Source organism: Bradyrhizobium glycinis, from assembly GCF_016031655.1.
GTDB lineage: Bacteria > Pseudomonadota > Alphaproteobacteria > Rhizobiales > Xanthobacteraceae > Bradyrhizobium > Bradyrhizobium glycinis.
Genome location: NZ_JACCHQ010000012.1, coordinates 37,501 through 58,484, shown reverse-complemented (window position 1 = coordinate 58,484; position 20,984 = coordinate 37,501). Strand labels below are relative to the sequence as shown.

Here is a 20,984-nt window from a genome sequence, read left to right as displayed (position 1 = left end):
ACGGCGCTTTGCGCCTTTGCCCACCCGGGATACAAGCGCTGCGCGCGATCACCGCCCCTTGGTCGGAATCTTGTTGTACGGTACGTCCTTGTCGACGCGGATGTCGCCCGGCAGGCCCAGCACGCGCTCGGCGATGATGTTGCGCAGGATCTCGTCGGTCCCGCCGGCGATGCGCATCGAGGGCGAGGACAGCAGCATCTGCTGGAATTGGCCCTGCGCCGTCTCCTCGTCATTGCCGGTGAGGACACCGGCCGCGCCTTGCAGGTCCATGGCATAAGTCGCAATGTCCTGCAGCATCATGCCCGAGACCAGCTTGCCGATCGAATTCTCCGGGCCCGGCCGCTCGCCCTTCGACAAGGCCGAGATCGTGCGGTAGCTGGTATATTTCAGCCCGTTCGACTTGGCCGCCCAGCTCGCGAGCTTCGAGCGCACGGCGGGATCGTCGATCGCGAGGCCATCCTCCAGCATCAGGTTCGAGCAGAACTCGAACATCTCGGGCACGCCGGTCGCGAGCCGCGCGCCGATCGACATGCGCTCGTTCATCAGCGTGGTCAGCGACACGTTCCAACCGTCGCCGACGGCCCCGAGCCGCTGGCTGTCGGGAATCACGACATCGGTGAAATAGACCTCGTTGAACTCCTGCATGCCATTGGCCTGCTTGATCGGCCGGACCTCGACGCCGGGGCTCTTCATGTCCAGGAAGAACATGGTGAGGCCCTTGTGCTTGGGCACGTTCGGATCGGTGCGCGCGATCAAAAGGCCATAGTCGGAATAATGCGCGCCCGAGGTCCAGATCTTCTGGCCGTTGACGACCCAATTGTCGCCCTTCTTCTCCGCGCGGGTGCGAAGTCCTGCGACATCGGAGCCGGCGGACGGCTCGGAGAACAGCTGGCACCAGATCTCCTCACCCGATGCGAGCTTCGGCAAGTAACGGCGCTTAGCCTCCTCGCTGCCGAACGCCATCACGGTCGGGCCGCACATGCCCTCGCCGATCTGGAACGGCTGCGTCAGCTTGCCGTAGACGCCCTCCTCCTGCTGCCAGATCACCTTCTCGATCGGCGTCGCACCGCGGCCGCCATATTCCCTAGGCCAGTGCAGGCAGGCCCAATTGCCCTCGAACTTCTTCTTCTGCCAGGCCTTGCCGACATCGACGATGTCGTGATTGGCAAGGCGGATGCGGCCGAGCGAAGATTTCGACAGCTCGGCATGCAGCTCCTTCGGCGCATTGGCATCGATCCATTTGCGCGCGGTCTCGCGGAACTCGGCTTCCTGCGGGGTGTCGTCGAAATTCATGGCGGACCTCTCAATCCTTGCGCGATGCGTAGGGTGGGCAAAGCGAAGCGTGCCCACCATTTTTCCCTCGATAGAATTCGTGGGCACGGCGCGCACCGCGCCTTTGCCCACCCTACGATTTCAGCCCCTTCCTTTGGTCGGGATCTTGTTGAACGGCACGTCCTTGTCGACCCTGATATCGCCGGGCAGGCCCAGCACCCGCTCGGCGATGATGTTGCGCATGATCTCGTCGGTGCCGCCTTCGACGCGGGTACCCGGCGCGCGCAGCAGCATGGCCTGGAAACGGCCGGCCAGCTCGGCATCCTCGCCGCTGACGATGCCGGCCGCGCCCTGCAGATCGAGCGCGTAGGTCGCAACGTCCTGGATCATGGAGCCCGCCACCAGCTTGCCGATGGAGTTCTCCGGCCCCGGGCGTTCGCCCCTCGACAACGCCGAGATCGCGCGCATGCTGGTGTATTTCAGGCCGCTCGCCTTCACCGCCCAGTTTGCCAGCTTGGATCGCACCGCGCGATCCTCGATCGCCGGGCCGTCGTCGAGCATCAGGCTGGAGCAGTACTCGAACAGTTCAGGGAAACCGGTCGAGACGGCCGCGCCGATCGCGCTGCGCTCGTTCATCAGCGTGGTCAGCGAGACATTCCAGCCGTCACCGACCTCGCCGAGGCGCTGATGGTCGGGGATACGGACATTGGTGAAATAGACCTCGTTGAAATCGGAGGCGCCGCTCGCCTGCTTGATCGGCCGCACCTCGACGCCGGGACTCTTCATGTCCAGGAAGAACATGGTGAGGCCCTTGTGCTTGGGCACGGTCGGATCGGTGCGCGTGAGCAGAATGCCGTAGTCGGAATAATGCGCGCCCGAGGTCCAGATCTTCTGGCCGTTGATCACCCAGTCGTCGCCGTCCTTTTCGGCGCGCGTGCGGAGGCCTGCGACGTCCGAGCCGCCGGCGGGCTCGGAGAACAGCTGGCACCAGACGTTCTCACCGGAGGCGAGCGGCGGCAGATATCTGCGCTTATGCTCCTCGCGCGCGAACGCCATCATGGTCGGCCCGCACATGCCGTGGCCGATGATGAACATGCGGGACAGCTGGCCGTACGGCCCTTCCTCCTGCTGCCAGATCACGCGCTCGATCGGCGAAGCGCCGCGGCCGCCATACTCCTTCGGCCAGTGCAGGCAGGCCCAGCCGGCATCGGCCTTTTTCTTCTGCCAGGCTTTTGCGACCTCCAGAATATCAGCGTTTTTGAGCACGGTGCGGCCGAGCGAGGATTTGCGCAGCTCCTCCTCGTATTGCTTGGGCGCGTTGGCGCTGATCCAGGCGCGGGCGGTGGCGCGGAACTCGGCTTCCTGCGGAGTGTCGTCGAAGTTCATGGTCTCATCTCTCGGTTCGTTCCCCGGACGCTGCGCAGCACGAAGTGATGCGCTGCAGATCCGGGGTCCATTTCGGCCCCTGGGTCCCGGCTCTGCGAAGCGGCACTACGTGCCGCATCGCGTCCGGGACACGCACATCGACATCAAGCCGCGTTCTTCTTCCGCATCCGTTCGATCAGCTGGTCTTCCCAATAGGACAGGCTGCCCAAGCCCAGCGCCATCGCATTGGCGCGGCGGTAATACATGTGGCAGTCGAATTCCCAGGTGAAGCCCATGCCGCCGTGAACCTGGATGTTGTTCTTGGCGCAGTGCTGGAACGCCTGCGTCGCGCTGATGCGCGCGGCGGCGGCGGCTTCCGGCAGCTCGGCCGCTTTGGTCGAGAGCGCCCAGGCACCGTAATAGCTGTTGGAGCGCGCCAGCGTCGCCGAGACGTACATGTCGGCGAGCATGTGCTTGACCGCCTGGAACGAGCCGATCGGACGACCGAAGGCGATGCGGTCGAGCGCGTAGTCGCGGCCCATCTCCAACGCGCGATCAGCGCCGCCGACCTGCTCGAACGCGCACAGCACCGCGGCGCGGTCGAGCACCTGGGTGAGGATGCTCCAGCCTTCGCCGGCAGCTCCCAGCGGCTCGGCTTTGGCGTCCTTAAAGGTGATCTCGGCCTGTCCGCGGGTCGGATCCAGATTGGTGAGGTTCTTCACGTCGACGCCGCCGGCTTTCAGATCGACCAGAAACAGCGAGATGTCGCTGTCGCGCCCGCTCGATCCCGTGCGCGCGGCAACCACCGCAAAATCCGCGATCGCACCATCGGCGACCGGCTTCTTGACACCGCTGAGCACGCCGTTCGCAGCGGTCAGCTTGACGTTCTTCGGCGCCGGGTTGCCCTTGCCCTCGAACAGCGCCAGCGTGCCGATGGCCTCGCCGGCGGCAATCGCCGGCAGCCACTTCTTCTTCTGCGCGTCACTGCCGGCGATCAGCAGCGCTTCGGCGGCGAGGTACACGGTCGAGGAGAACGGCACCGGCGCGTTGGCCCGGCCCATTTCTTCTGCGATCACGCAAAGCTCGAGATGACCGGCGCCAGCGCCGCCGAATTCCTCCGGAATGGCGACGCCGAGGAAGCCCATCTCGGCGAGACCTTTCCACAGCTCCTTGTCGTAGGGCGTCTTGCCGTCGAGCACGACACGCACCGCCTTGGGCGAGCATTTCTCGGCGAGGAATTTGCGCGCCTGGTCGCGGAGCTGTTTTTGGTCGTCGGAGAAATCGAAGTTCATGGCGGGCTTACCTTTTATTTGTCGCTTTGTATTGATGCCGTCATTCCGGGGCGTCGCGCAGCGGCGAACCCGGAATCCATTTCGCCACGCGCATGCGGCCCGATGGATTCCGGGTTCGCGCTCCGCGCGCCCCGGAATGACAAATGGAGAGAGATGGGCTTCATCGCTGCACGATCACATCTTCATCCGGCTTGTCCGCATAGAGCCGCTCCACCAGCGCCGCGCGGCGTTCGAGGCCGGCGCGCTGGTTGATGTAGCCCTTGTCAGTGAGCTCGTTGCCATCGATCGAGGGTGGCTCGACCATCAGCATCGCGCGTGCGATGACCCGGCTGCTCGCGCCCTCGCATTCTTTGTTATGCGCTTCCAGGCCGCGCCTGAAGCAGGCGACCACTTCCGGATGCCTCACCGCATCGGCAAAGCTCAAATCGGGATTGCCGACCAGTTGGCGGCAGGCGTGCAGGTTCGGCCACGCCAAGAGGCCGATGAAGGGACGGTCCTGACCCGCGACCAGCGCGTCGTGCACGACTGGCGTTGCCGCTGCGATCGCATCGGTCCGCAGCGAGCCGACATGCACGAATGTGCCGGTGGTGAGCTTGAAGTCTTCGACCACGCGGCCGGCAAAGATGATGCCTTGCACCGGATCGGCATCGTCGACGAAGATTCCGGCATCGCCGATGCAGTAAAAACCTTCCTCGTCGAACATCTTTTTAGTCAGCTCAGGCTGACCAAAGTAACCGGGCGTGACGTTGACGCCGCGCAGGCGCAATTCGTACTTCGAGCCGCAGGGCACCATCTTCAACTCGACGCCGGGGAACGGCAGGCCGATCAGCCCGACGCGCTCGGTGTCCCAATAGGTGCCGGTCGAGGTCGGCGCGGTCTCAGTCGAGCCCCAGCCGGTATAGAACACGATCCGCTCGCCGGTGGTCTTCACTGCGAGAGCCTGCATGCGCTCGTAGAGATCGTCGGGCAGCCGCGCACCGCCGTAGGCCATGATCGAGAGGTTCTTGAAGAAGGAGCGGCAGAGCGCGTCGTCCTTCTCCATGGCGGCGGCGAGCGCGGCATAGCCGGCGGGCACGTTGGCGTAATAGGTCGGCGAGATTTCGCGCAGATTGCGCAGCGTCTCCTCGAACTGGCCCGGCATCGGGCGGCCGTCGTCGATATAGAGCGTGCCGCCGTCGACCAGGATCGGATGAAACGCGGCATTGCCGCCCATGGTGTGGTTCCAGGGCATCCAGTCCAGCATGGTCGGGATCGGCCCGTTCGGATCGCGCGGCCGCACCTGCATCATCATCGCCGCATTGGCGCACATCATCTCCTGGGTGTTGATGACGGCCTTGGGCATGCCGGTCGAGCCCGACGTGAACAGCAGCTTGCCGATGGTCTGCGGCGTGATCTTCGCGATCGAGGCCTCGACATCGGTCGTGACAGGGGTTGCCGCGAGCTCGGCGAAGCTGACGCTCTTGATGCCCTCGCAGGGCCGCGCGACGTGAACGACGGGCACGCCGCCGAGGTCGAGCGCCTTCAGCGCCTTCTCGAAGGTCGGGCCGTCCTGCACCATCAGTACGGCCGGCTTGATCAGGTCGAACAGGTACTTCAGCTTGACGTGGTCGTGGCTCATCAACGAGTAGGCCGGCGACACCGGCGCTGCCGGGACGCGCGCCTGCATCGCGGCCTGCGTCATCAACGCATGCTCGATCGAATTGCCGGAGAGGATCGTGACGGGCCGGCCGTCGAGCTTAAGATTGAGCAAGCCTTGCGTCAGCGCGTCCACGATGCGCTTGGCTTGCCCATAGGACACCTTGCGCCATTCGCGGTTCGGGCCGCCGCGCTGTGCCAGCCAGATGCGCTCGGGTGCTTCCTTCGCCCATTTCGCCAGAGAGGCCGGGATGTGCTTCTCATAAGGCTGCAGCGGAATGCGTGACTTCAGCACCAGCGTGCCATCGCCGCGGCGCTCGACCTCGATGTCGCGCGCGAGCCACTGGACCTTGCGAAAGGCGGGCTTCGTCATCATCACCGCCGCGCTTCCACTCATTTTGCGTCTCCCGGAATTATTGTCCTTTGCGGATCTTCGTGGTTCAGCGCCTGATATAGACAGGCTTTCGCTTCTCAAGGAAGGCCCTGATGCCTTCCGAAAACTCTTCCGAGCGGCTGCACAGGACCTGGTTGCGATCCTCCATCGCGATCGCAGCTTCCAGCGAGCCGGCATCGACGCTCATGTTGAGGCATTCCTTCGATAGCCGCAGGCCCACGGGCGAGGCCGTCATCATCGCCTCGACGTAAGGCTCCGCCGCGTCATCGAGCTTGTCCTCGTCCACGACCTCCGAGACGAGACCGACCGCAAGCGCGCGCTCGGCGCCGATGAAGCGTCCGGTGAGGATCAGCTCGGATGCGACGGAGACGCCGACGAGGCGCGGCAGGAAATAGCTGGTGCCGATGTCGCAGCCGCCGAGCCCGAGCTTGATGAAGGCGCAATTCATCCGCGCCGATCTCGTCGCGATGCGGATGTCGGAGGCCAGCGCCAGCGCAAAGCCGCCGCCGGCGGCCGCACCCTGCACCAGCGCCAGGATCGGCTGCGGACAGCGCCGCATCAGCATCACGATGTCGGCGATGCGGCGCTGCGAATCCAGGGACTCCGTGACGCCGGGTGGCTCCTGCTGTCCGGCCCGGCGCGCCATCGCGGCCTTGAGATCGAGGCCGGCACAAAAATTCTTGCCGGCGCCGCGAAGCACGATAACGCGCGTGTCGCGATTGCGCTGCCGGCACTGGAAATAGTCGTTGAGCGCATCGATCAGCACAGGATCGAGCGCGTTGAGGTGCTCGGGACGGTTGAGCGTCACCCGGTCGACGCCGTCGTTGTGCTCGATCAGCAGCGGTTGGGACATGAGGCGCTCCTGCATCCGCTCTTAGAGTGGCGGTTATTGCGCCCTCTCCCCTTGTGGGAGAGGGCATGCACGTCGGTAGCCAAGAACTCACTTGGGTGAGGGGTCTGTCTCCGCGGATAGAGACCCCTCATCCGGCGCTTCGCGCCACCTTCTCCCACAAGGGGAGAACGAAAAAAGCGTCTTACCTTGGCGCCATGCGGATGGCACCGTCGAGGCGGATGGTCTCGCCGTTCAGCATCGGGTTCTCGACGATGTGCACCGCGAGCATGCCGTATTCGGCGGCGTCACCGAGCCGCGAGGGATGCGGCACCTGGGCGCCCAGGCTCTTGCGAGCCTCTTCGTTCAGACCCATCAAGAGCGGCGTGAAGAACAGGCCGGGCGCGATGGTGTTGACGCGGATCTTCTGGCTGGCGAGATCGCGCGCAGCGGGAAGCGTGAGGCCGACGACGCCGCCCTTCGATGCCGAATAGGCGATCTGGCCGATCTGGCCTTCGTAAGCTGCAACCGAGGCGGTGTTGATGATGACGCCGCGCTCTTCGCCGATGGGCTCCGCAGTGACGAGGCGCTCGGCGAACAGACGCAGGCAGTTGAACGTGCCGATCAGATTGACGTTGATGATGCGCGCGAACTTTTCGAGCGGATAGACGCCGTCGCGGCCGACGATGCGCTGCGAGCCGCCGATGCCGGCGCAGTTCATCAGCACGCGGGCGACGCCGTGTGCGGCTTCCGCTTTGGCAATCGCAGCCTTGATCTGCTCCTCGCTGGTGACGTCGGCGTGCAGCGCGACGCCGCTCACTTCGGCGGCGACCTTCTCGGCGTTTTCCTTGCTCTGATCGATCACGCCGATCTTGGCGCCCTTGGCGGCCATGGCGCGGGCGGTCGCGGCACCAAGGCCCGAGCCACCGCCGGTGATGAGAACGGCTACGTCTTTCAACTGCATCGCTTGTACCTTTCCTTGAGCGTTTCTTCTCTAGACTTGTGAACTGTTGGCCGGACTATCCGGCCGCAGCGGCTTCCTCGGCTTGCGCGAGGATGCCGCCGCAGATCAGCGTTTCCATGTGCTTGATGTATTGCCGGCAGACATCGTCGGTGACCGGGCCGATGCCGGTCGCGCGGGACATCGCGTGCCGGCCGAAGAACAGATGATCGCAGGCGCCGATCAGGCTGGTGTAGAACAGCACCGGATCGGTCTGGCGGAATTCGCCGCGGCTGACGCCTTCAGCCAGCAGCCGGCGATGGAAGTCCAAGAGCGGCGCAACGAAGAATTTCGAGACTTCGTCGGCAGAGCTCGCGCTCGTCTCGTGCAAGAGATAGTGGATCAGCCGGTTCATATAGGGGAACCGGTGATAGGCGCGGATGATGCCGGCGATGTGCAGCTTCAGCTTCGCCGTCGACGTGATCGGCTGCGCCAGCAGATATTCGAGATTGGACATCTCGGTCGCAGCATCCCGGGCGAGCAGCGCCAGCAACAGGCCGTCCTTGTTGCCGAAGTGATATTTGACCAGCGCGGCGTTGGCGCCCGACTTTTGCGCAATATCGGAGAGCGAGATCTCGATCGAGGAGCGCTCGATCATCAGCTCGCTCGCGGCCAACAGCAATTTCTCTGCCGTGGAATTTTTCCCGCTGGGGAGCCTGTTCGGTACGCTGGTAGCCACGGAGATCCCTGTTCGGCCGCTGGAGCGGGCGCAGATAAGCGCAAGCAGCGCCTCATCACAAGAGTTAATTGATCGATTGACTAAACGACGATCCACCCCTTAAATCCGCCCCCGACAACCCAATCCAAAACAATCATGGGAGAGACCGAAATGGCCGAGGCTTACATCGTCGCCGCTGCGCGTACCGCCGGCGGGCGCAAGGGGGGCCGCCTCGCCGGCTGGCATCCGGCCGATCTCGCCGCGAAGGTGCTGGACGAGCTGGTCGACCGCACCAAGGTCGACCCGGCCCAGGTCGAGGACGTGATCATGGGCTGCGTCATGCAGGTCGGCGAGCAGTCCAACAATGTCGCGCGCAATGCGGTGATGGCCTCGAAGCTGCCGGAAAGCGTGCCGGGCACCTCGATCGACCGCCAGTGCGGCTCCTCGCAGCAGGCGCTGCACTTCGCCGCGCAGGCGGTGATGTCGGGTGCGATGGACGTCGTGATCGCCGCCGGCGTGGAGTCGATGACGCGGGTGCCGATGGGCCTGTCGTCGCAGCTGCCGGCCAAGAACGGCTTTGGCAATTACAAGAGCCCGGGCATCGAGAAGAAGTATCCGAACATCGTATTCAGCCAGTTCACGGGCGCGGAGATGATGGCCGAAAAGTACGGTCTCTCCAAGGATGAGCTCGACGAATATTCTTACCAGAGCCATCAGCGCGCGATCGCGGCGACGCAAGGAGGTCACTTCAAGAAGGAGATCGTGCCGCTCGACATCACCCGCGCCGACGGCTCGAAGGACACCCACCACATCGACGAAGGAATCCGCTTCGATGTCACGCTCGACGGCATCAAAGGCGTCAAGTTGATCGCCGAGAACGGCAAGCTCACCGCGGCCAGCGCCAGCCAGATCTGCGACGGTGCCTCCGGCGTCATGGTGGTGAACGAGAAGGGCCTGAAGCAGCTCGGCGTCAAGCCGCTCGCCCGCATCCACCACATGACCATGATGGGCGGCGATCCCGTGATCATGCTCGATGCACCCTTGCACGCCACCAAGCGCGCGCTGGAGAAGGCCGGCATGAAGATCGACGACATCGACCTGTTCGAGGTCAACGAGGCCTTCGCCTCGGTGCCGACCGCCTGGCTGAAGACCACCGGCGCCGATCCGGAGCGTCTCAATGTCAACGGCGGCGCCATCGCGCTCGGCCATCCGCTCGGCGGCTCCGGCACCAAGCTGATGACCACGCTGATCCACGCCCTGCACCAGCGCGGCAAGCGCTACGGCCTGCAGACCATGTGCGAGGGCGGCGGCATGGCCAACGTGACGATCGTGGAACGGCTGTAAGTCGCGGCCACACAAACAGTATCGTCCCGGACAAGCGCGCCTCAAGCGCGCGCCGATCCGGGACCCATAACCACAGGAGGCTGTGGTTATGCTGCGCCGGAGCTCCATCTCGTTTCAACGACCACGCCCTTTGGTTATGGGTCCCCGCCTTCGCGGGGACGACATCTCGTTTGCCTCGGGACTTGCGCTTATGACCCACCCCTCCATCCACGCAAAGACGACGCCCGACAAGATCGCCTACCGGATGGCCGGGACCGGCAAGGCGATCACCTATCGCGAGCTCGACGAACTCTCGAACCAGGGCGCGCAGCTGTTCCGCTCGCTTGGCCTCAAGGCCGGCGACCACATTGCGCTGTTGATGGAGAACCGGCTCGCCTTCATGGAGCTCTGCTGGGCGGCACAACGCAGCGGGCTCTATTACACCGCGATCAGCCGCTACCTGAAGCAGGACGAGATCGACTACATCATCGCCGATTGCGGCGCCAAGGTCGTGATCACCACGCCGAAATGCGCCGACCAGATCAAGGGCCTGATCAAGGGCGCACCCGGCGAGCCGATCTTCTACATGATGGACGACCCACGGCCCGGCTTCCGCTCCTACGACAAGGAAGCCGCCGCGCAACCGACCACGCCGATTGCCGACGAGGTCGCCGGCTACGATATGCTCTATTCATCCGGCACTACCGGACGGCCCAAGGGAATCAAGAAGGCTTTTGAAGGCAACAGGATCGACGTGCCGAACGCCTTCCTGCGCGTGCTCTGCGCCGACATGTGCGGCATGAATGCGGAGAGCACCTATCTGTCACCGGCGCCGCTCTATCACGCGGCGCCCCTGCGCTTCAACATGATGGCGATCGTGCTCGGCGGCACCTCAATCATCATGGAGCACTTTGACGCCGAAGAGTTCTTGAAGCTGGTCGAGAAGTACAAGGTGACGCAATCGCAGCTGGTGCCGACCATGTTCGTGCGCATGCTAAAGCTGCCGGACGAGGTGCGCGCCAAGTACGACGTTTCCAGCCTGAAGGGCGCGATCCACGCCGCCGCGCCCTGCCCGGTCGACGTCAAGGCGAAGATGATCGAATGGTGGGGGCCGATCCTGATCGAGTATTATGCCGGCTCGGAAGGCAACGGCGTCACCGTCTGCAACTCGAAAGAATGGCTGGCGCATCGCGGCAGCGTCGGCCGTGCCGTGGTCGGCAAGATCAAGATCCTGGACGAGAACGACGAGGAGCTGCCGGTCGGCGAGATCGGCACCGTCTACTTCGCCGACGCGCCCGCCTTCACCTATCACAATGATCCCGAGAAGACGAAGAAGGCCTACAACGCCAGGGGATGGTCGACGCTCGGCGATGTCGGCTATCTCGATAAGGACGGCTTCCTCTATCTCACCGACCGCAAGTCCTACATGATCATCTCCGGCGGGGTGAACATCTATCCGCAGGAGACGGAGGACGTGCTGATCACCCACCCCGAGGTCGCCGACGTCGCCGTGTTCGGCGTGCCGAACGAGGAGATGGGCGAAGAGGTCAAGGCGGTGGTGCAGCCGCACGCGATGAGCCGTGCCGGCAAGGCGCTCGAGGCCGATTTGATCGCCTTTTGCAAGAGCCGCCTCTCCGCCATCAAGTGCCCGCGCTCGATCGATTTCGAAGCCGAGCTGCCGCGCACGCCCACCGGCAAGCTGGTGAAGCGGCATTTGCGCGATCGGTACTGGCCGAAGACGGCGGCGAAGATTTAGGGCGCTCTTACCCTCCCCCGGAGGGGGAGGGTCGCTGAGCATGAAGCGAAGCGGAGTGCGCAGCGGGGTGGGGTGATCTATCCACACAAGCACTGCCCGCGTGGAGAGATCACCCCACCCCGGCGCTACGCGCCGACCCTCGCCCTCCAGGGCAGGGTGGCAGGCGCGTCAATCAAACAAGCTCGGCGTGTGGTTCACCAGCGCGCCTTCGATCTCGAGCATCTTCAGCTTCGTGACCACGCCGCCATTGGCCGAGAAGCCGCCGGGCTTGTTGCCGGCCGCCAGCACGCGATGGCAGGGCACGACGATCGGGCACGGATTGCGACCGAGCGCCTGGCCGACGTCGCGCGACAGCTGGACGCCGCCGAGCTGTTTTGCGATGTCGCCATAGGTGATGGTCTTGCCGGGCGGAATGGTGCGGGCGATCTGGTAGACGCTGCGATTGAACTCGGGCACGCCGTCGAGGTCGAGCGGGATGTCGGTGAGATCGTCCGGCTCGCCCGCGAGCAGCTTTGTCATGCGGTCGATCGCCTCTCGCACCTCGGCGGTCGGCTCGGTCTCGAGCGCGTCGGCATGGCGCTGGCTGATGCGGGTGCGGATCTTCTGCTCGCCGCCCATCGGCAATTGCGTGCCGTTGATGCCGCGCGGGCCCCAGGCGATGGCGCACAGGCCGATCCTGGTGTCGAACAGGGCAAAATGCTGGTCGGTCATGGCTTGGTTCCTGGCTTGCTTTCGTTGCAGGCCGCACTTTCTTCTCGCGCCAAATCTAGGCTTGGAAATAGTTGCGATCCACCCGGTTTCCGGGAATCTTGCACAGCCGTTCCGATTCTCTCCCGCGAGTCCATCATGCAGAGCCTCCACGTCAACGGTTACGACATGCCCTATCTCGACGTGGGCGAAGACAGGAACCGTCCGCCTCTGGTCTGCGTGCATGGATCGCTGAATGACTTTCGCGTCTGGGGCTGCGTGCTGGGGCCGCTGACGCAGCGGCACCGGGTGATCGCCGTCAGCCTGCGGCACTTCTTCCCGGAGCGCTGGGACGGCCTCAGTGACACCTATTCGATCGCGCAGCATGTCAGCGACGTCATCGCCTTCATCGACAAGCTCGATCTCGGGCCAGTCGACCTGATGGGCCACTCCCGCGGCGGGCACATCTGCTTCCGCGTGGCGCAGCAGCGGCCCGATCTCTTGCGCCGGCTGATCCTGGCCGAGCCTGGGGGCGAGCTCGATGCCAGCCTTGATCCTGATTACGTCGGCGGCCCCTCGCCGCTGCTGGCACGCTTCACGGCCTCGGCCGAGAAGATCGCGGCCGGCGATGTCGACGGCGGCCTTGCCGTCTTCGTCGATACGCTGGAAGGCCCCGGCACCTGGCCGCGGCTGCCGGCGATGGTCAAGCAGAACCTGCGCGACAACGCCTATACCCTGATCGGCCAGGTTCGCGACAACCGCCCGCCGTTCTCCAGGGCGGATGCGGAGGCGATCAAGATGCCGACGCTGTTCATCCTGGGCGCGCGGACCAAGGGCCTGCTGCCGAAAGTGCTGCATGCGCTCGCGGCGCATGTGCCCGATTCCAAGACGGCGATCATCCCGAATGCAACGCATCCAATGTTCGAGCAGGCGCCACAGAAATATTCCGAAGTGGTGCTGGATTTTCTGGCGAGCTGACCGTGCAAAGCTTCCGCGTCAACGGTTACGACATGGCCTATCTCGAAGTCGGTGAGGGCCCGCCGCTGGTTTGTGTGCACGGCACGTTAGGTGATTTCCGCACCTGGTATTCGGTGCTCGGTCCGCTGTCGCAGCATCATCGCGTGATCGCGGTGAGTCTGCGGCACTTCTTTCCCGAGCATTGGGACGCCGTCGGCGACGACTACAAGATGGCGCAGCACGTTGCCGATACGATCGCCTTCATCGAGCAGGTCAAGCCCGGCCCCGTCGACCTGATGGGCCATTCGCGCGGCGGACACATCGCCTTTCGCGTGGCGCAGCCGCGACCTGATCTGTTGCGCAAGCTGGTGCTGGCCGAGCCCGGCGGCGATCTCGACGCATCCCTGCCTGTGCCCGAAGGCACGCCCGCGCATCCACCGCTGGCGGCCCGCACCGCGCGATCGGTCGAGATGATCCGCGCCGGCGATCTCGAGGGCGCGCTGCGGAATTTCTACGAAGGCATCGAGGGCGACGGCTCCTGGCGGCGCGTGCCGGCCGCGGCGAAGCAACAACTGCGCGACAACGCGCTCACCTTCCTCGGCCAGATCAACGAGCAGCGCCGGCCCTACACGCTCAGCGACGCGCAGGCGATCAGGACGCCGACGCTGCTGATCGGCGGCGGCGCCACCAGCGGCAGCCTGTCGGTGATGTGGCGCGTGCTGGCCGCACACATCGCTGGCGCCGAGACGGCGGTGATCGCGAACGCCGCCCACTGGATGTTCGAGCAGGCGCCGCTCGAGTTCGGCGAGGTGGTAAACAGATTCCTCGCGAAGTAGCTCACACCTTCCACACGCCGACGGGCATCTTGATCGTCGCGTTCAGGCGGTTCCACACGTTGATCGTCGCGATCGCGAGGATCAGGGTGGCGAGCTCGCGCTCATCGAAGTGCTTGGCGGCTTCGTTCCAGATCGCGTCGGGCACCGGATCCTCGCGATCGGCAAGACGCGTGACGGCTTCGGTCAGGGCCAGCGCGGCGCGCTCGGCGTCGGTGAAGTAGGGCGCCTCACGCCAGGCGGATACGGCGAACAGGCGCTCGTCGGTCTCGCCCAGCCTGCGGGCGACCTTCGGGTGCATATCGACGCAGACGCTGCAGCCATTGATCTGGCTGGCGCGCAGGTGCACCAGTTCCAAGAGCTTTTCCGGCAGACCTTGCTTTGTCAGGTTGCCGAGGGACTGAAGGACATTCATGGCCTCGGGGAAGACCATGACAGGGTGTTTCATGCGGGCGTGCATCATGTTGCGTCTCCATCTGTCGAATCTCGAAGGTTCCGGTCACATCGGCCGGATTGGCTCCGTCATGGGCATGACGGATCGCGACGAGGAAATGTGACCGATGACCGAAGAAAATTTTCTCACTGAACAGTTCGAGGCGAGCAGGGACCATTTGCGTGCGGTCGCCTACCGCATGCTGGGCTCGCGCGCCGAGGTCGACGATGCCGTGCAGGAGGCCTGGCTGCGGGTCAGCCGCTACGACCTGTCGGACATCGCGAATTTGCGCGGCTGGCTGACCACGGTCGTCGCGCGCATCTGCCTCGACATGCTGCGCGCCCGCAAGTCGCGTCGCGAAGATCCGATGGGTCCGCACGTACCCGAGCCGGTCGACGATACAAGCGAGCGCGAGGCGGAGATGGCCGATTCGGTCGGCGCGGCGCTGCTGGTCGTGCTGGAAACGTTGCAGCCCGCGGAGCGGCTCGCCTTCGTGCTGCACGATATGTTCGCCGTCCCGTTCGAGGAGATCGCGCCGATCGTCGGCCGCTCGGTCGATGCCTCGCGGCAGCTGGCGAGCCGTGCCCGGCGGCGCGTGCAGGGCGCGCCGGTGCCCGAAACGGATCTGGCGCACCAACGAAGGATCGTCGATGCATTTCTCGAAGCGTCGCGCGAAGGCAATTTCGAAGGGCTGCTCGCGGTGCTGGATCCCGACGTCGTATTCCGCGCCGATCAGGCGACGGTACGGCTCGGCTCGCTGGCGGAGATCCGCGGCGCGGAGGCCGTCGCGCAGCTCTACAAGGGACGCGCCCGGGCCGCGCGCACCGCGCTGGTCGATGGCGAGATGGGTGTTGCCGTCATCCTCGGCGGACAGCTGCGTATTGCGCTGCGCGTGACGTTCGTGGGCGAGCGGATCGGGGCGATCGAGGCGGTGGCCGATGCGGAAGAGATCGCCGCGATGGAGGTGGAGGTGCTGGACAGCCCAGATCCGGACCAATCGCGAAAACAACCCCATGCACAGTAGACGGGCCTAGCAAAATCAATAGCTTACCCGAGCGAGAAGAAGCCATCGGATCGCCCGAGGATACGGCTTGACGCTCCATCTCGCCGAGCGTAACTTCGAATACGGAATTCCGTATTCCGATATAGCGATCTGTTGGAGCTGCCGGCGTGATCCCTCTCGACCCGCTCCCGAACCTGATCGACCAGGTCTATGCGCGGATCCTGGAGGCGATCTCCGACCGCACGCTTCAGCCCGGCCAGCGCATCCGGCAGAACGAGCTCGCCGACCGGCTCGGCGTGTCGCGCCAGCCGGTGTCGCATGCGCTGCATCTGTTGCATCGGCAGGGACTGGTCGCCGAGAGCGGCCGCCGCGGCTTTGAGGTGACACAGCTCGATCCCGCGCGCATCCGCCAGCTCTACGAGGTGCGCGGCGCCATCGACGCGCTGGCGGCCGGACTTGCCTCTCAGCGCGCGGCCAGCGACGCAGCGGGACGCGCGCGACTGGAGGCAGCGCTCGCCGCCGGGCATCGCAGCGACCGCAACACGACGCTATCCGAGCTCATCGCGCTCGATGTCGATTTTCACCGCGCGATCTATCAGCTCGCCGACAATCCCGTGATCGAGGAGACCATGGCGCCGCAATGGCCGCATATGCGGCGCTCGATGGCGACGGTGCTCTCCGAGCTCGATTATCGGACCAAGGCCTGGGCCGAGCATGCTGATATTGCCGGACACATTCTCAGCGGCAACGCGAAGGCGGCCGAACGCTCAGCGCTCGCGCACGCACAGACGGCGGGACGGATGACCGAGGAGAGATTGCGGGCGACGGAAGAGGCGGCGTAGCGATTTACACGCACGCCGTCATGCCCGGGCTGGTCCCGGGCATCCACGTTCTTCCGGAGGTGGAGCAAAGACGTGGATGGCCGGGTCAAGCCCGGCCATGACGAGAGAGAAAACAAGAAACAACACAGCAGGAGGACGACCCATGAAACTGTCCCAGGAGCAATTGGAGTTCTTCCACCGTGAGGGCTGGCTGTTCCTGCCCGAATTGTTCGCCCAAGAGGAGGTCGACCTGCTCGCGCGCGAGGCGGTCGCCATCTACGACGCCAACCGGCCGGAGGTCTGGCGCGAGAAGAGCGGCGCGCCGCGCACGGCCTTTGCCGCGCATCTCTACAACGAGGCGTTCGCGATCCTCGGCGCGCATCCGCGCATGATCGAGCCGGTCGAGCAGGTGTTCGGCGAACCCGTCTACATGCACCAGTTTAAGATCAACGCCAAATCGGCCTTCACCGGCGACGTCTGGCAATGGCACCAGGATTACGGCACCTGGAAGCGTGACGACGGCATGCCGGAGCCGCGCGCGATGAACATCGCGATCTTCCTCGACGAGGTGATGCCGATCAACGGCCCGTTGATGCTGGTGCCGCGCAGCCAGAACGCCGGCGATCTCGAGGCTTCGCATGATCTCGCCACCACCTCTTATCCGCTGTGGACGCTGGACGAGGATACGGTGACGCGCCTCGTCAAGCAGGGCGGCATCGTTGCGCCCACCGGCAAGCCGGGCGGCATGCTGATGTTCCACGGCAATCTCGTGCATGGCTCCAGCGGCAACATCACGCCCTATCCGCGCAAGATCGTGTACCTGACGCTGAACGCAGTCTCGAACTATATCCGCACACCGACGCGGCCGGACTACATCGCGCATCGCGATTTCACGCCGATCAAGACGGTCGACGACGACGCGCTGCTGCGGCTGGCACGGGCCCCGCGGCAGGCGGCGGAATAACCTGTCATTCCGGGGCGACGCGGAGCGTCGAGCCCGGAATCCATAACCACCATCGGGAGTATGGATTCCGGGCTCGCGACTTCGTCGCGCCCCGGAATGACGACGTTGATAGTTCGCGTGGTCACCCGATCGCGACTGCAATCCTGGATCTTTCCCATGAACCTCTTCCGCCTCCTCCAGGCCCGCGCATCCGCCGGCAAGCCCGTTCGTGTCGCGCTGATCGGCGCCGGCAAGTTCGGCTCGATGTTCCTCGCACAGGTGCCGCACACGCCGGGACTCGAGGTGCCCATCATCGTCGACATCGACCGCGACCGCGCGCGCGAGGCCTGCCGCAGCGTCGGCTGGGACGCCGAGCGCATCGCCGCGACCGTGTTCGCCGATGACGGCGTGCGCGCCATCGCGGGCGGCGCCATGGACGTGGTGGTGGAGGCGACCGGCAATCCCGCCGTCGGCATCCGCCACGCGCGCGCCGCGATCGCGGCGGGCAAGCATATCGTGATGGTGAATGTCGAAGCCGACGTGCTGGCGGGCCCGCTGCTCGCCGACGAAGCGCGCAAAGCCGGCGTGGTCTATTCGCTCGCCTATGGCGACCAGCCGGCGCTGACGGCGGAGATGGTCGATTGGGCCCGCGCCACCGGCTTTCGTGTCGTTGCCGCCGGCAAGGGCACAAAGTACCTGCCCGCCTATCACGACGTGACGCCCGACGGTGTCTGGCAGCATTATGGCCTGACCGCGGGCGAAGCGCAGTCGGCCGGCATGAATCCGCAGATGTTCAACTCCTTTCTCGATGGCACCAAATCGGCGATCGAGATGGCCGCGATCGCCAATGCTTGCGGCCTCGACGTGCCCGCGGACGGCTTGCTGTTTCCGCCCTGCGGCGTCGATGATCTGCCGCACATCATGCGGCCACGCTCGCGCGGCGGCGTGCTGGAGCGATGCGGTGTCGTCGAAGTCGTCTCCTCGCTCGAGCGCGACGGCAGGCCGGTGTTTCGCGACCTGCGCTGGGGCGTTTATGTCGTGCTGGAAGCGCCAAACGACTATGCCGCCGACTGCTTCCGGCAATATGGCCTGAAGACCGATTCCAGCGGACGCTTCGCCGCCATGTACAAGCCGTATCATCTGATCGGGCTCGAGCTGAACATCTCGGTGCTGTCGGCCGCGCTGCGGGGCGAGCCCACCGGGCAGCCTTACGGCTTCCGGGGCGACGTCGCGGCCGTGGCCAAACGTAACTTGCGCGCCGGGGAGATGCTCGACGGTGAAGGCGGCTACACGGTATGGGGCAAGTTGATACCGGCGGCCGCGAGCCTCAAGGCCGGCGCCCTGCCTATCGGGCTCGCACATCGCCTGAAGCTGAAGCACGACGTCGCCCATGGCACGTTGGTACGCTGGAGCGATGTCGAATTCGACCCGGGCAACGAAACGGTGAGGGCGCGCAAGGCCATGGAAGCGGCGTTCGCACCGCAGCATTAATCGGCGCAGGCGGCCCCGCAGCCAAAGTGCGCTTGATTTGCGGTTCCCCTTTGGTCATCCTGACCGCGATCCGGGAATACTGAATTTCGGACACCAAGAAACGTCGGCCACCGGCGGAGACGAAAGCGGCAGCAAGACCGCGATCCCTCGTCGAGGACACGACATCACAGGAGGGAAATGCATGGAACGTCGTAAATTCCTGACGGCAGGCGGGCTGGGCCTTGCCGCAAGTGCAGTCGCTGCGCCGGCGATCGCGCAATCGATGCCCGAGGTGAAATGGAGGCTGGCGGCGAGCTGGCCGAAGTCACTCGATACGCTCTACGGCGGCTGCGAATATTTCTGCAAGCGCGTCGCGGAGATCACCGACAACCGCTTCCAGATTCAACCGTTTGCGGCCGGTGAAATCGTGCCGGGCCTGCAGGTGCTCGACGCCGTCTCGAACGGCACTGTCGAGATGGGCAACACGGCGCTCTATTATTATTGGGGCAAGAACCCGGCGTTCACCTTCGGCACGTCGCTGCCGTTCGGCCTCAACACGCGTCAGCACATCTCCTGGCTGTTGTGGGCCGGCGGTCAGGACATGCTCAATGATCTCTTGAAGGAGCACAACGCGATCGGCGTGCCGACCGGCTCCACCGGAGCTCAAATGGGCGGCTGGTTCCGCAAGGAGATCAAGACCGTCGACGATCTCAAGGGTTTGAAGTTCCGCGTCGGCGGCTTCGCCGGCACGATCGTCGCCAAGCTCGGTGGCGTGCCGCAGCAGATCGCGGCCGGCGACATCTATCCGGCGCTGGAGAAGGGCACGATCGACGCGGCCGAGTGGGTCGGACCGTATGACGACGAGAAGCTCGGCTTCGTAAAGGTGGCGAAGTTCTATTACTATCCCGGCTGGTGGGAAGGCACCGGCCAGGGCCACAACATCATGAACCTCGAAAAGTGGAACGCGCTGCCGAAGCATTATCAGGCCGCGATCAGCACGGCGTCGCTGGACACCTTCACCTGGGTGACGGGCAAGTACGACTCGGTCAATCCGCCCGCCCTGAAGCGCTTGCTGTCCGTGGGCGCGGTCCTGAAGCCGTTCCCGCAGGAGGTGCTCGAGGCCTGCTACGGCGCAGCCAACGAGATCTACGCCGATCTCGCCAAGAACAACCCGCATTTCGGCAAGATGTATGCGAGCCTCACCGCCTTCCGCAGCGAGTCACTCGCCTGGAATCAGGTGGCCGAGCTCAGCTTCGATACCTTCATGATGCGGATGCGGACGCGGACGTAAGCGCATCGCGTGCTGCGCGCGGCGAAACGACGAAAGCCCCGGAGATATCTCCGGGGCTTTTTGTTTGGCGATGAACGGGCCGTCCCGAAAGTGTCATCGCCAGGCTTCGACCGGGCGATCCAGTATTCCAGAGGCGGTCATGAAAGAGCTCGCTCTCAGCGCATCCGCCGCGGCGCACTGGATGCCTCGCTTTCGCGGAGCATGACAGCGGGGGTTGTGGCATGCGGTGCGGCATCCTCAGGCCGCGCCAAGCATCGCGCTTTGCGAAGCTGCAACATCCTCAATTCTCATCGTCGCCGAGCGCGGCAACTAGCTTGTCGTAGTACTTGGCGACGAGATCGATGTTGCCTTTGTTCTCGACCGGCGGCACCGGCGTCTTGAGCGCCTGGTTGAGCTCGTCGAGGGCTTCTTTCTTGTCCTTGGCCGGCATCTTCTTGTCGGCCTGGATCTGCGCGATCTGCGCCTTGATCACTGCTTCGGGACCGACATATTTCTTGGTGGCGGGATCGAAGCCGCCGATGACGAGGCTGATGTTATCGACGACGTTGTTGTAGTCGTCGTAGCTGGCAAAGCCGTGCTTCTTGGCGACCTCTTCGAGCTGCGCGATCACCTTCTGATCGGGCGCGGTGTTTTCGGGAAGCTTTTCGATGATCGCATCCATATCCTTCTGCGCGGCAAGCACGCCGTCGAGCTGCTTGTCGGTCAGCGCGATCTGCTTCAACGCGGGCGCCTCCTGCTGCGCGGGCGCGGCTTGCTGAGCGGGCGCGGGCTGCTGCTTGGCTTGTGCGAACGCAGTGCCGGAGGAGGCGATCGATGCTGCAGACACGAGGCACGCGACGCCGAGCGCGGTGAAGGCGGAACGAAGCAATGCTGGCATGGAAGTCTCCTCCTGAAGCGGATGGTTGGTTTTGCCGGCGGGAAAGCTAGGGGCCGCGAAATGAACTTCGTATGAACTTGCGCGCCTCCGTGCTAGCGGCAGATCATGGCTGAATGATCACGACTCGGTGGGAGCCTGATGGCAG

The 20,984-nt window shown here is 64.7% G+C and carries 19 protein-coding genes; 9 read left to right on the top strand and 10 right to left on the bottom strand.

Annotated elements, in window-relative coordinates:
* Positions 1-48: 48 nt before the first annotated feature.
* From HZZ16_RS18620 to HZZ16_RS18590, 7 genes are all read right to left on the bottom strand, one after another.
* Entirely contained in the window at positions 49-1,293 is a 1,245-nt protein-coding gene (locus HZZ16_RS18620) for an acyl-CoA dehydrogenase (protein WP_197950324.1), read from the bottom strand.
* Positions 1,294-1,413: 120 nt separating this feature from the next.
* On the bottom strand, positions 1,414-2,658 hold the full coding sequence (locus HZZ16_RS18615) for an acyl-CoA dehydrogenase (protein WP_197950321.1): 1,245 nt from the start codon (positions 2,656-2,658) through the stop codon (positions 1,414-1,416).
* A 143-nt stretch (positions 2,659-2,801) separates the two neighbouring features.
* Positions 2,802-3,929, bottom strand: a complete 1,128-nt coding sequence (locus HZZ16_RS18610) for an acyl-CoA dehydrogenase family protein (protein ID WP_197950319.1) — start codon at positions 3,927-3,929, stop codon at positions 2,802-2,804.
* Positions 3,930-4,089: 160 nt separating this feature from the next.
* Positions 4,090-5,961 carry an AMP-binding protein gene (locus tag HZZ16_RS18605; RefSeq protein ID WP_197950316.1) on the bottom strand — a complete coding sequence of 624 codons (1,872 nt, stop codon included), beginning with the start codon at positions 5,959-5,961 and terminating at the stop codon, positions 4,090-4,092.
* 43 nt (positions 5,962-6,004) lie between these two features.
* Positions 6,005-6,811 (bottom strand): enoyl-CoA hydratase/isomerase family protein, encoded by an 807-nt coding sequence (locus HZZ16_RS18600; RefSeq protein ID WP_197950314.1) that lies wholly within the window; start codon positions 6,809-6,811, stop codon positions 6,005-6,007.
* A gap of 181 nt (positions 6,812-6,992) precedes the next feature.
* Positions 6,993-7,751, bottom strand: a complete 759-nt coding sequence (locus HZZ16_RS18595) for an SDR family NAD(P)-dependent oxidoreductase (protein WP_197950312.1) — start codon at positions 7,749-7,751, stop codon at positions 6,993-6,995.
* Between the two features lie 55 nt (positions 7,752-7,806).
* Positions 7,807-8,409, bottom strand: coding sequence for a TetR family transcriptional regulator (locus HZZ16_RS18590; RefSeq protein ID WP_246510202.1), 603 nt, complete (start codon positions 8,407-8,409; stop codon positions 7,807-7,809).
* A gap of 207 nt (positions 8,410-8,616) precedes the next feature.
* Here HZZ16_RS18590 and HZZ16_RS18585 point away from each other — a divergent pair, with 207 nt between their 5' ends.
* Together HZZ16_RS18585 and HZZ16_RS18580 are read left to right on the top strand one after the other, a co-directional pair.
* Positions 8,617-9,789: an acetyl-CoA C-acetyltransferase gene (locus HZZ16_RS18585; protein WP_197950306.1), complete on the top strand. Its 1,173-nt coding sequence runs from the start codon at positions 8,617-8,619 to the stop codon at positions 9,787-9,789.
* Between the two features lie 190 nt (positions 9,790-9,979).
* A complete protein-coding gene (locus HZZ16_RS18580) occupies positions 9,980-11,524 on the top strand; it encodes an acyl-CoA synthetase (protein ID WP_197950303.1) in 1,545 nt (514 codons plus the stop codon).
* Between the two features lie 168 nt (positions 11,525-11,692).
* On the opposite strand, the gene HZZ16_RS18575 is transcribed toward HZZ16_RS18580, so the two are convergent.
* Positions 11,693-12,235 (bottom strand): methylated-DNA--[protein]-cysteine S-methyltransferase, encoded by a 543-nt coding sequence (locus tag HZZ16_RS18575; protein ID WP_197950301.1) that lies wholly within the window; start codon positions 12,233-12,235, stop codon positions 11,693-11,695.
* A gap of 135 nt (positions 12,236-12,370) precedes the next feature.
* Here HZZ16_RS18575 and HZZ16_RS18570 point away from each other — a divergent pair, with 135 nt between their 5' ends.
* Both HZZ16_RS18570 and HZZ16_RS18565 read left to right on the top strand, forming a co-directional pair.
* Positions 12,371-13,189, top strand: coding sequence for an alpha/beta fold hydrolase (locus HZZ16_RS18570; protein WP_197950299.1), 819 nt, complete (start codon positions 12,371-12,373; stop codon positions 13,187-13,189).
* Positions 13,190-13,191: 2 nt separating this feature from the next.
* Positions 13,192-14,004: an alpha/beta fold hydrolase gene (locus tag HZZ16_RS18565; RefSeq protein WP_197950296.1), complete on the top strand. Its 813-nt coding sequence runs from the start codon at positions 13,192-13,194 to the stop codon at positions 14,002-14,004.
* Position 14,005: 1 nt separating this feature from the next.
* Here HZZ16_RS18565 and HZZ16_RS18560 read toward each other — a convergent pair whose 3' ends face one another.
* Positions 14,006-14,461 carry a carboxymuconolactone decarboxylase family protein gene (locus HZZ16_RS18560; RefSeq protein WP_197950609.1) on the bottom strand — a complete coding sequence of 152 codons (456 nt, stop codon included), beginning with the start codon at positions 14,459-14,461 and terminating at the stop codon, positions 14,006-14,008.
* Between the two features lie 100 nt (positions 14,462-14,561).
* Between HZZ16_RS18560 and HZZ16_RS18555 the strand changes: the two genes are divergently transcribed.
* From HZZ16_RS18555 to HZZ16_RS18535, 5 genes are all read left to right on the top strand, one after another.
* On the top strand, positions 14,562-15,458 hold the full coding sequence (locus tag HZZ16_RS18555) for a sigma-70 family RNA polymerase sigma factor (protein ID WP_197950293.1): 897 nt from the start codon (positions 14,562-14,564) through the stop codon (positions 15,456-15,458).
* 146 nt (positions 15,459-15,604) lie between these two features.
* Entirely contained in the window at positions 15,605-16,279 is a 675-nt protein-coding gene (locus HZZ16_RS18550) for a GntR family transcriptional regulator (RefSeq protein ID WP_197950290.1), read from the top strand.
* A 142-nt stretch (positions 16,280-16,421) separates the two neighbouring features.
* Positions 16,422-17,222, top strand: coding sequence for a phytanoyl-CoA dioxygenase family protein (locus tag HZZ16_RS18545; RefSeq protein ID WP_197950288.1), 801 nt, complete (start codon positions 16,422-16,424; stop codon positions 17,220-17,222).
* Between the two features lie 156 nt (positions 17,223-17,378).
* Positions 17,379-18,692 carry an NAD(P)H-dependent oxidoreductase gene (locus HZZ16_RS18540; protein WP_197950285.1) on the top strand — a complete coding sequence of 438 codons (1,314 nt, stop codon included), beginning with the start codon at positions 17,379-17,381 and terminating at the stop codon, positions 18,690-18,692.
* A gap of 181 nt (positions 18,693-18,873) precedes the next feature.
* Positions 18,874-19,962 carry a TRAP transporter substrate-binding protein gene (locus HZZ16_RS18535; protein WP_197950283.1) on the top strand — a complete coding sequence of 363 codons (1,089 nt, stop codon included), beginning with the start codon at positions 18,874-18,876 and terminating at the stop codon, positions 19,960-19,962.
* Positions 19,963-20,242: 280 nt separating this feature from the next.
* Here HZZ16_RS18535 and HZZ16_RS18530 read toward each other — a convergent pair whose 3' ends face one another.
* Entirely contained in the window at positions 20,243-20,839 is a 597-nt protein-coding gene (locus HZZ16_RS18530) for a hypothetical protein (RefSeq protein WP_197950280.1), read from the bottom strand.
* Positions 20,840-20,984 lie beyond the last annotated feature (145 nt).

Coding starts and splice junctions, on each gene's coding strand:
- HZZ16_RS18620 (WP_197950324.1), bottom strand. CDS start 1,293: ATGAATTTCGACGACACCCCGCAGGAAGCCGAGTTCCGCGAGACCGCG.
- HZZ16_RS18615 (WP_197950321.1), bottom strand. CDS start 2,658: ATGAACTTCGACGACACTCCGCAGGAAGCCGAGTTCCGCGCCACCGCC.
- HZZ16_RS18610 (WP_197950319.1), bottom strand. CDS start 3,929: ATGAACTTCGATTTCTCCGACGACCAAAAACAGCTCCGCGACCAGGCG.
- HZZ16_RS18605 (WP_197950316.1), bottom strand. CDS start 5,961: ATGAGTGGAAGCGCGGCGGTGATGATGACGAAGCCCGCCTTTCGCAAG.
- HZZ16_RS18600 (WP_197950314.1), bottom strand. CDS start 6,811: ATGTCCCAACCGCTGCTGATCGAGCACAACGACGGCGTCGACCGGGTG.
- HZZ16_RS18595 (WP_197950312.1), bottom strand. CDS start 7,751: ATGCAGTTGAAAGACGTAGCCGTTCTCATCACCGGCGGTGGCTCGGGC.
- HZZ16_RS18585 (WP_197950306.1), top strand. CDS start 8,617: ATGGCCGAGGCTTACATCGTCGCCGCTGCGCGTACCGCCGGCGGGCGC.
- HZZ16_RS18580 (WP_197950303.1), top strand. CDS start 9,980: ATGACCCACCCCTCCATCCACGCAAAGACGACGCCCGACAAGATCGCC.
- HZZ16_RS18575 (WP_197950301.1), bottom strand. CDS start 12,235: ATGACCGACCAGCATTTTGCCCTGTTCGACACCAGGATCGGCCTGTGC.
- HZZ16_RS18570 (WP_197950299.1), top strand. CDS start 12,371: ATGCAGAGCCTCCACGTCAACGGTTACGACATGCCCTATCTCGACGTG.
- HZZ16_RS18560 (WP_197950609.1), bottom strand. CDS start 14,461: ATGCACGCCCGCATGAAACACCCTGTCATGGTCTTCCCCGAGGCCATG.
- HZZ16_RS18555 (WP_197950293.1), top strand. CDS start 14,562: ATGACCGAAGAAAATTTTCTCACTGAACAGTTCGAGGCGAGCAGGGAC.
- HZZ16_RS18545 (WP_197950288.1), top strand. CDS start 16,422: ATGAAACTGTCCCAGGAGCAATTGGAGTTCTTCCACCGTGAGGGCTGG.
- HZZ16_RS18540 (WP_197950285.1), top strand. CDS start 17,379: ATGAACCTCTTCCGCCTCCTCCAGGCCCGCGCATCCGCCGGCAAGCCC.
- HZZ16_RS18535 (WP_197950283.1), top strand. CDS start 18,874: ATGGAACGTCGTAAATTCCTGACGGCAGGCGGGCTGGGCCTTGCCGCA.
- HZZ16_RS18530 (WP_197950280.1), bottom strand. CDS start 20,839: ATGCCAGCATTGCTTCGTTCCGCCTTCACCGCGCTCGGCGTCGCGTGC.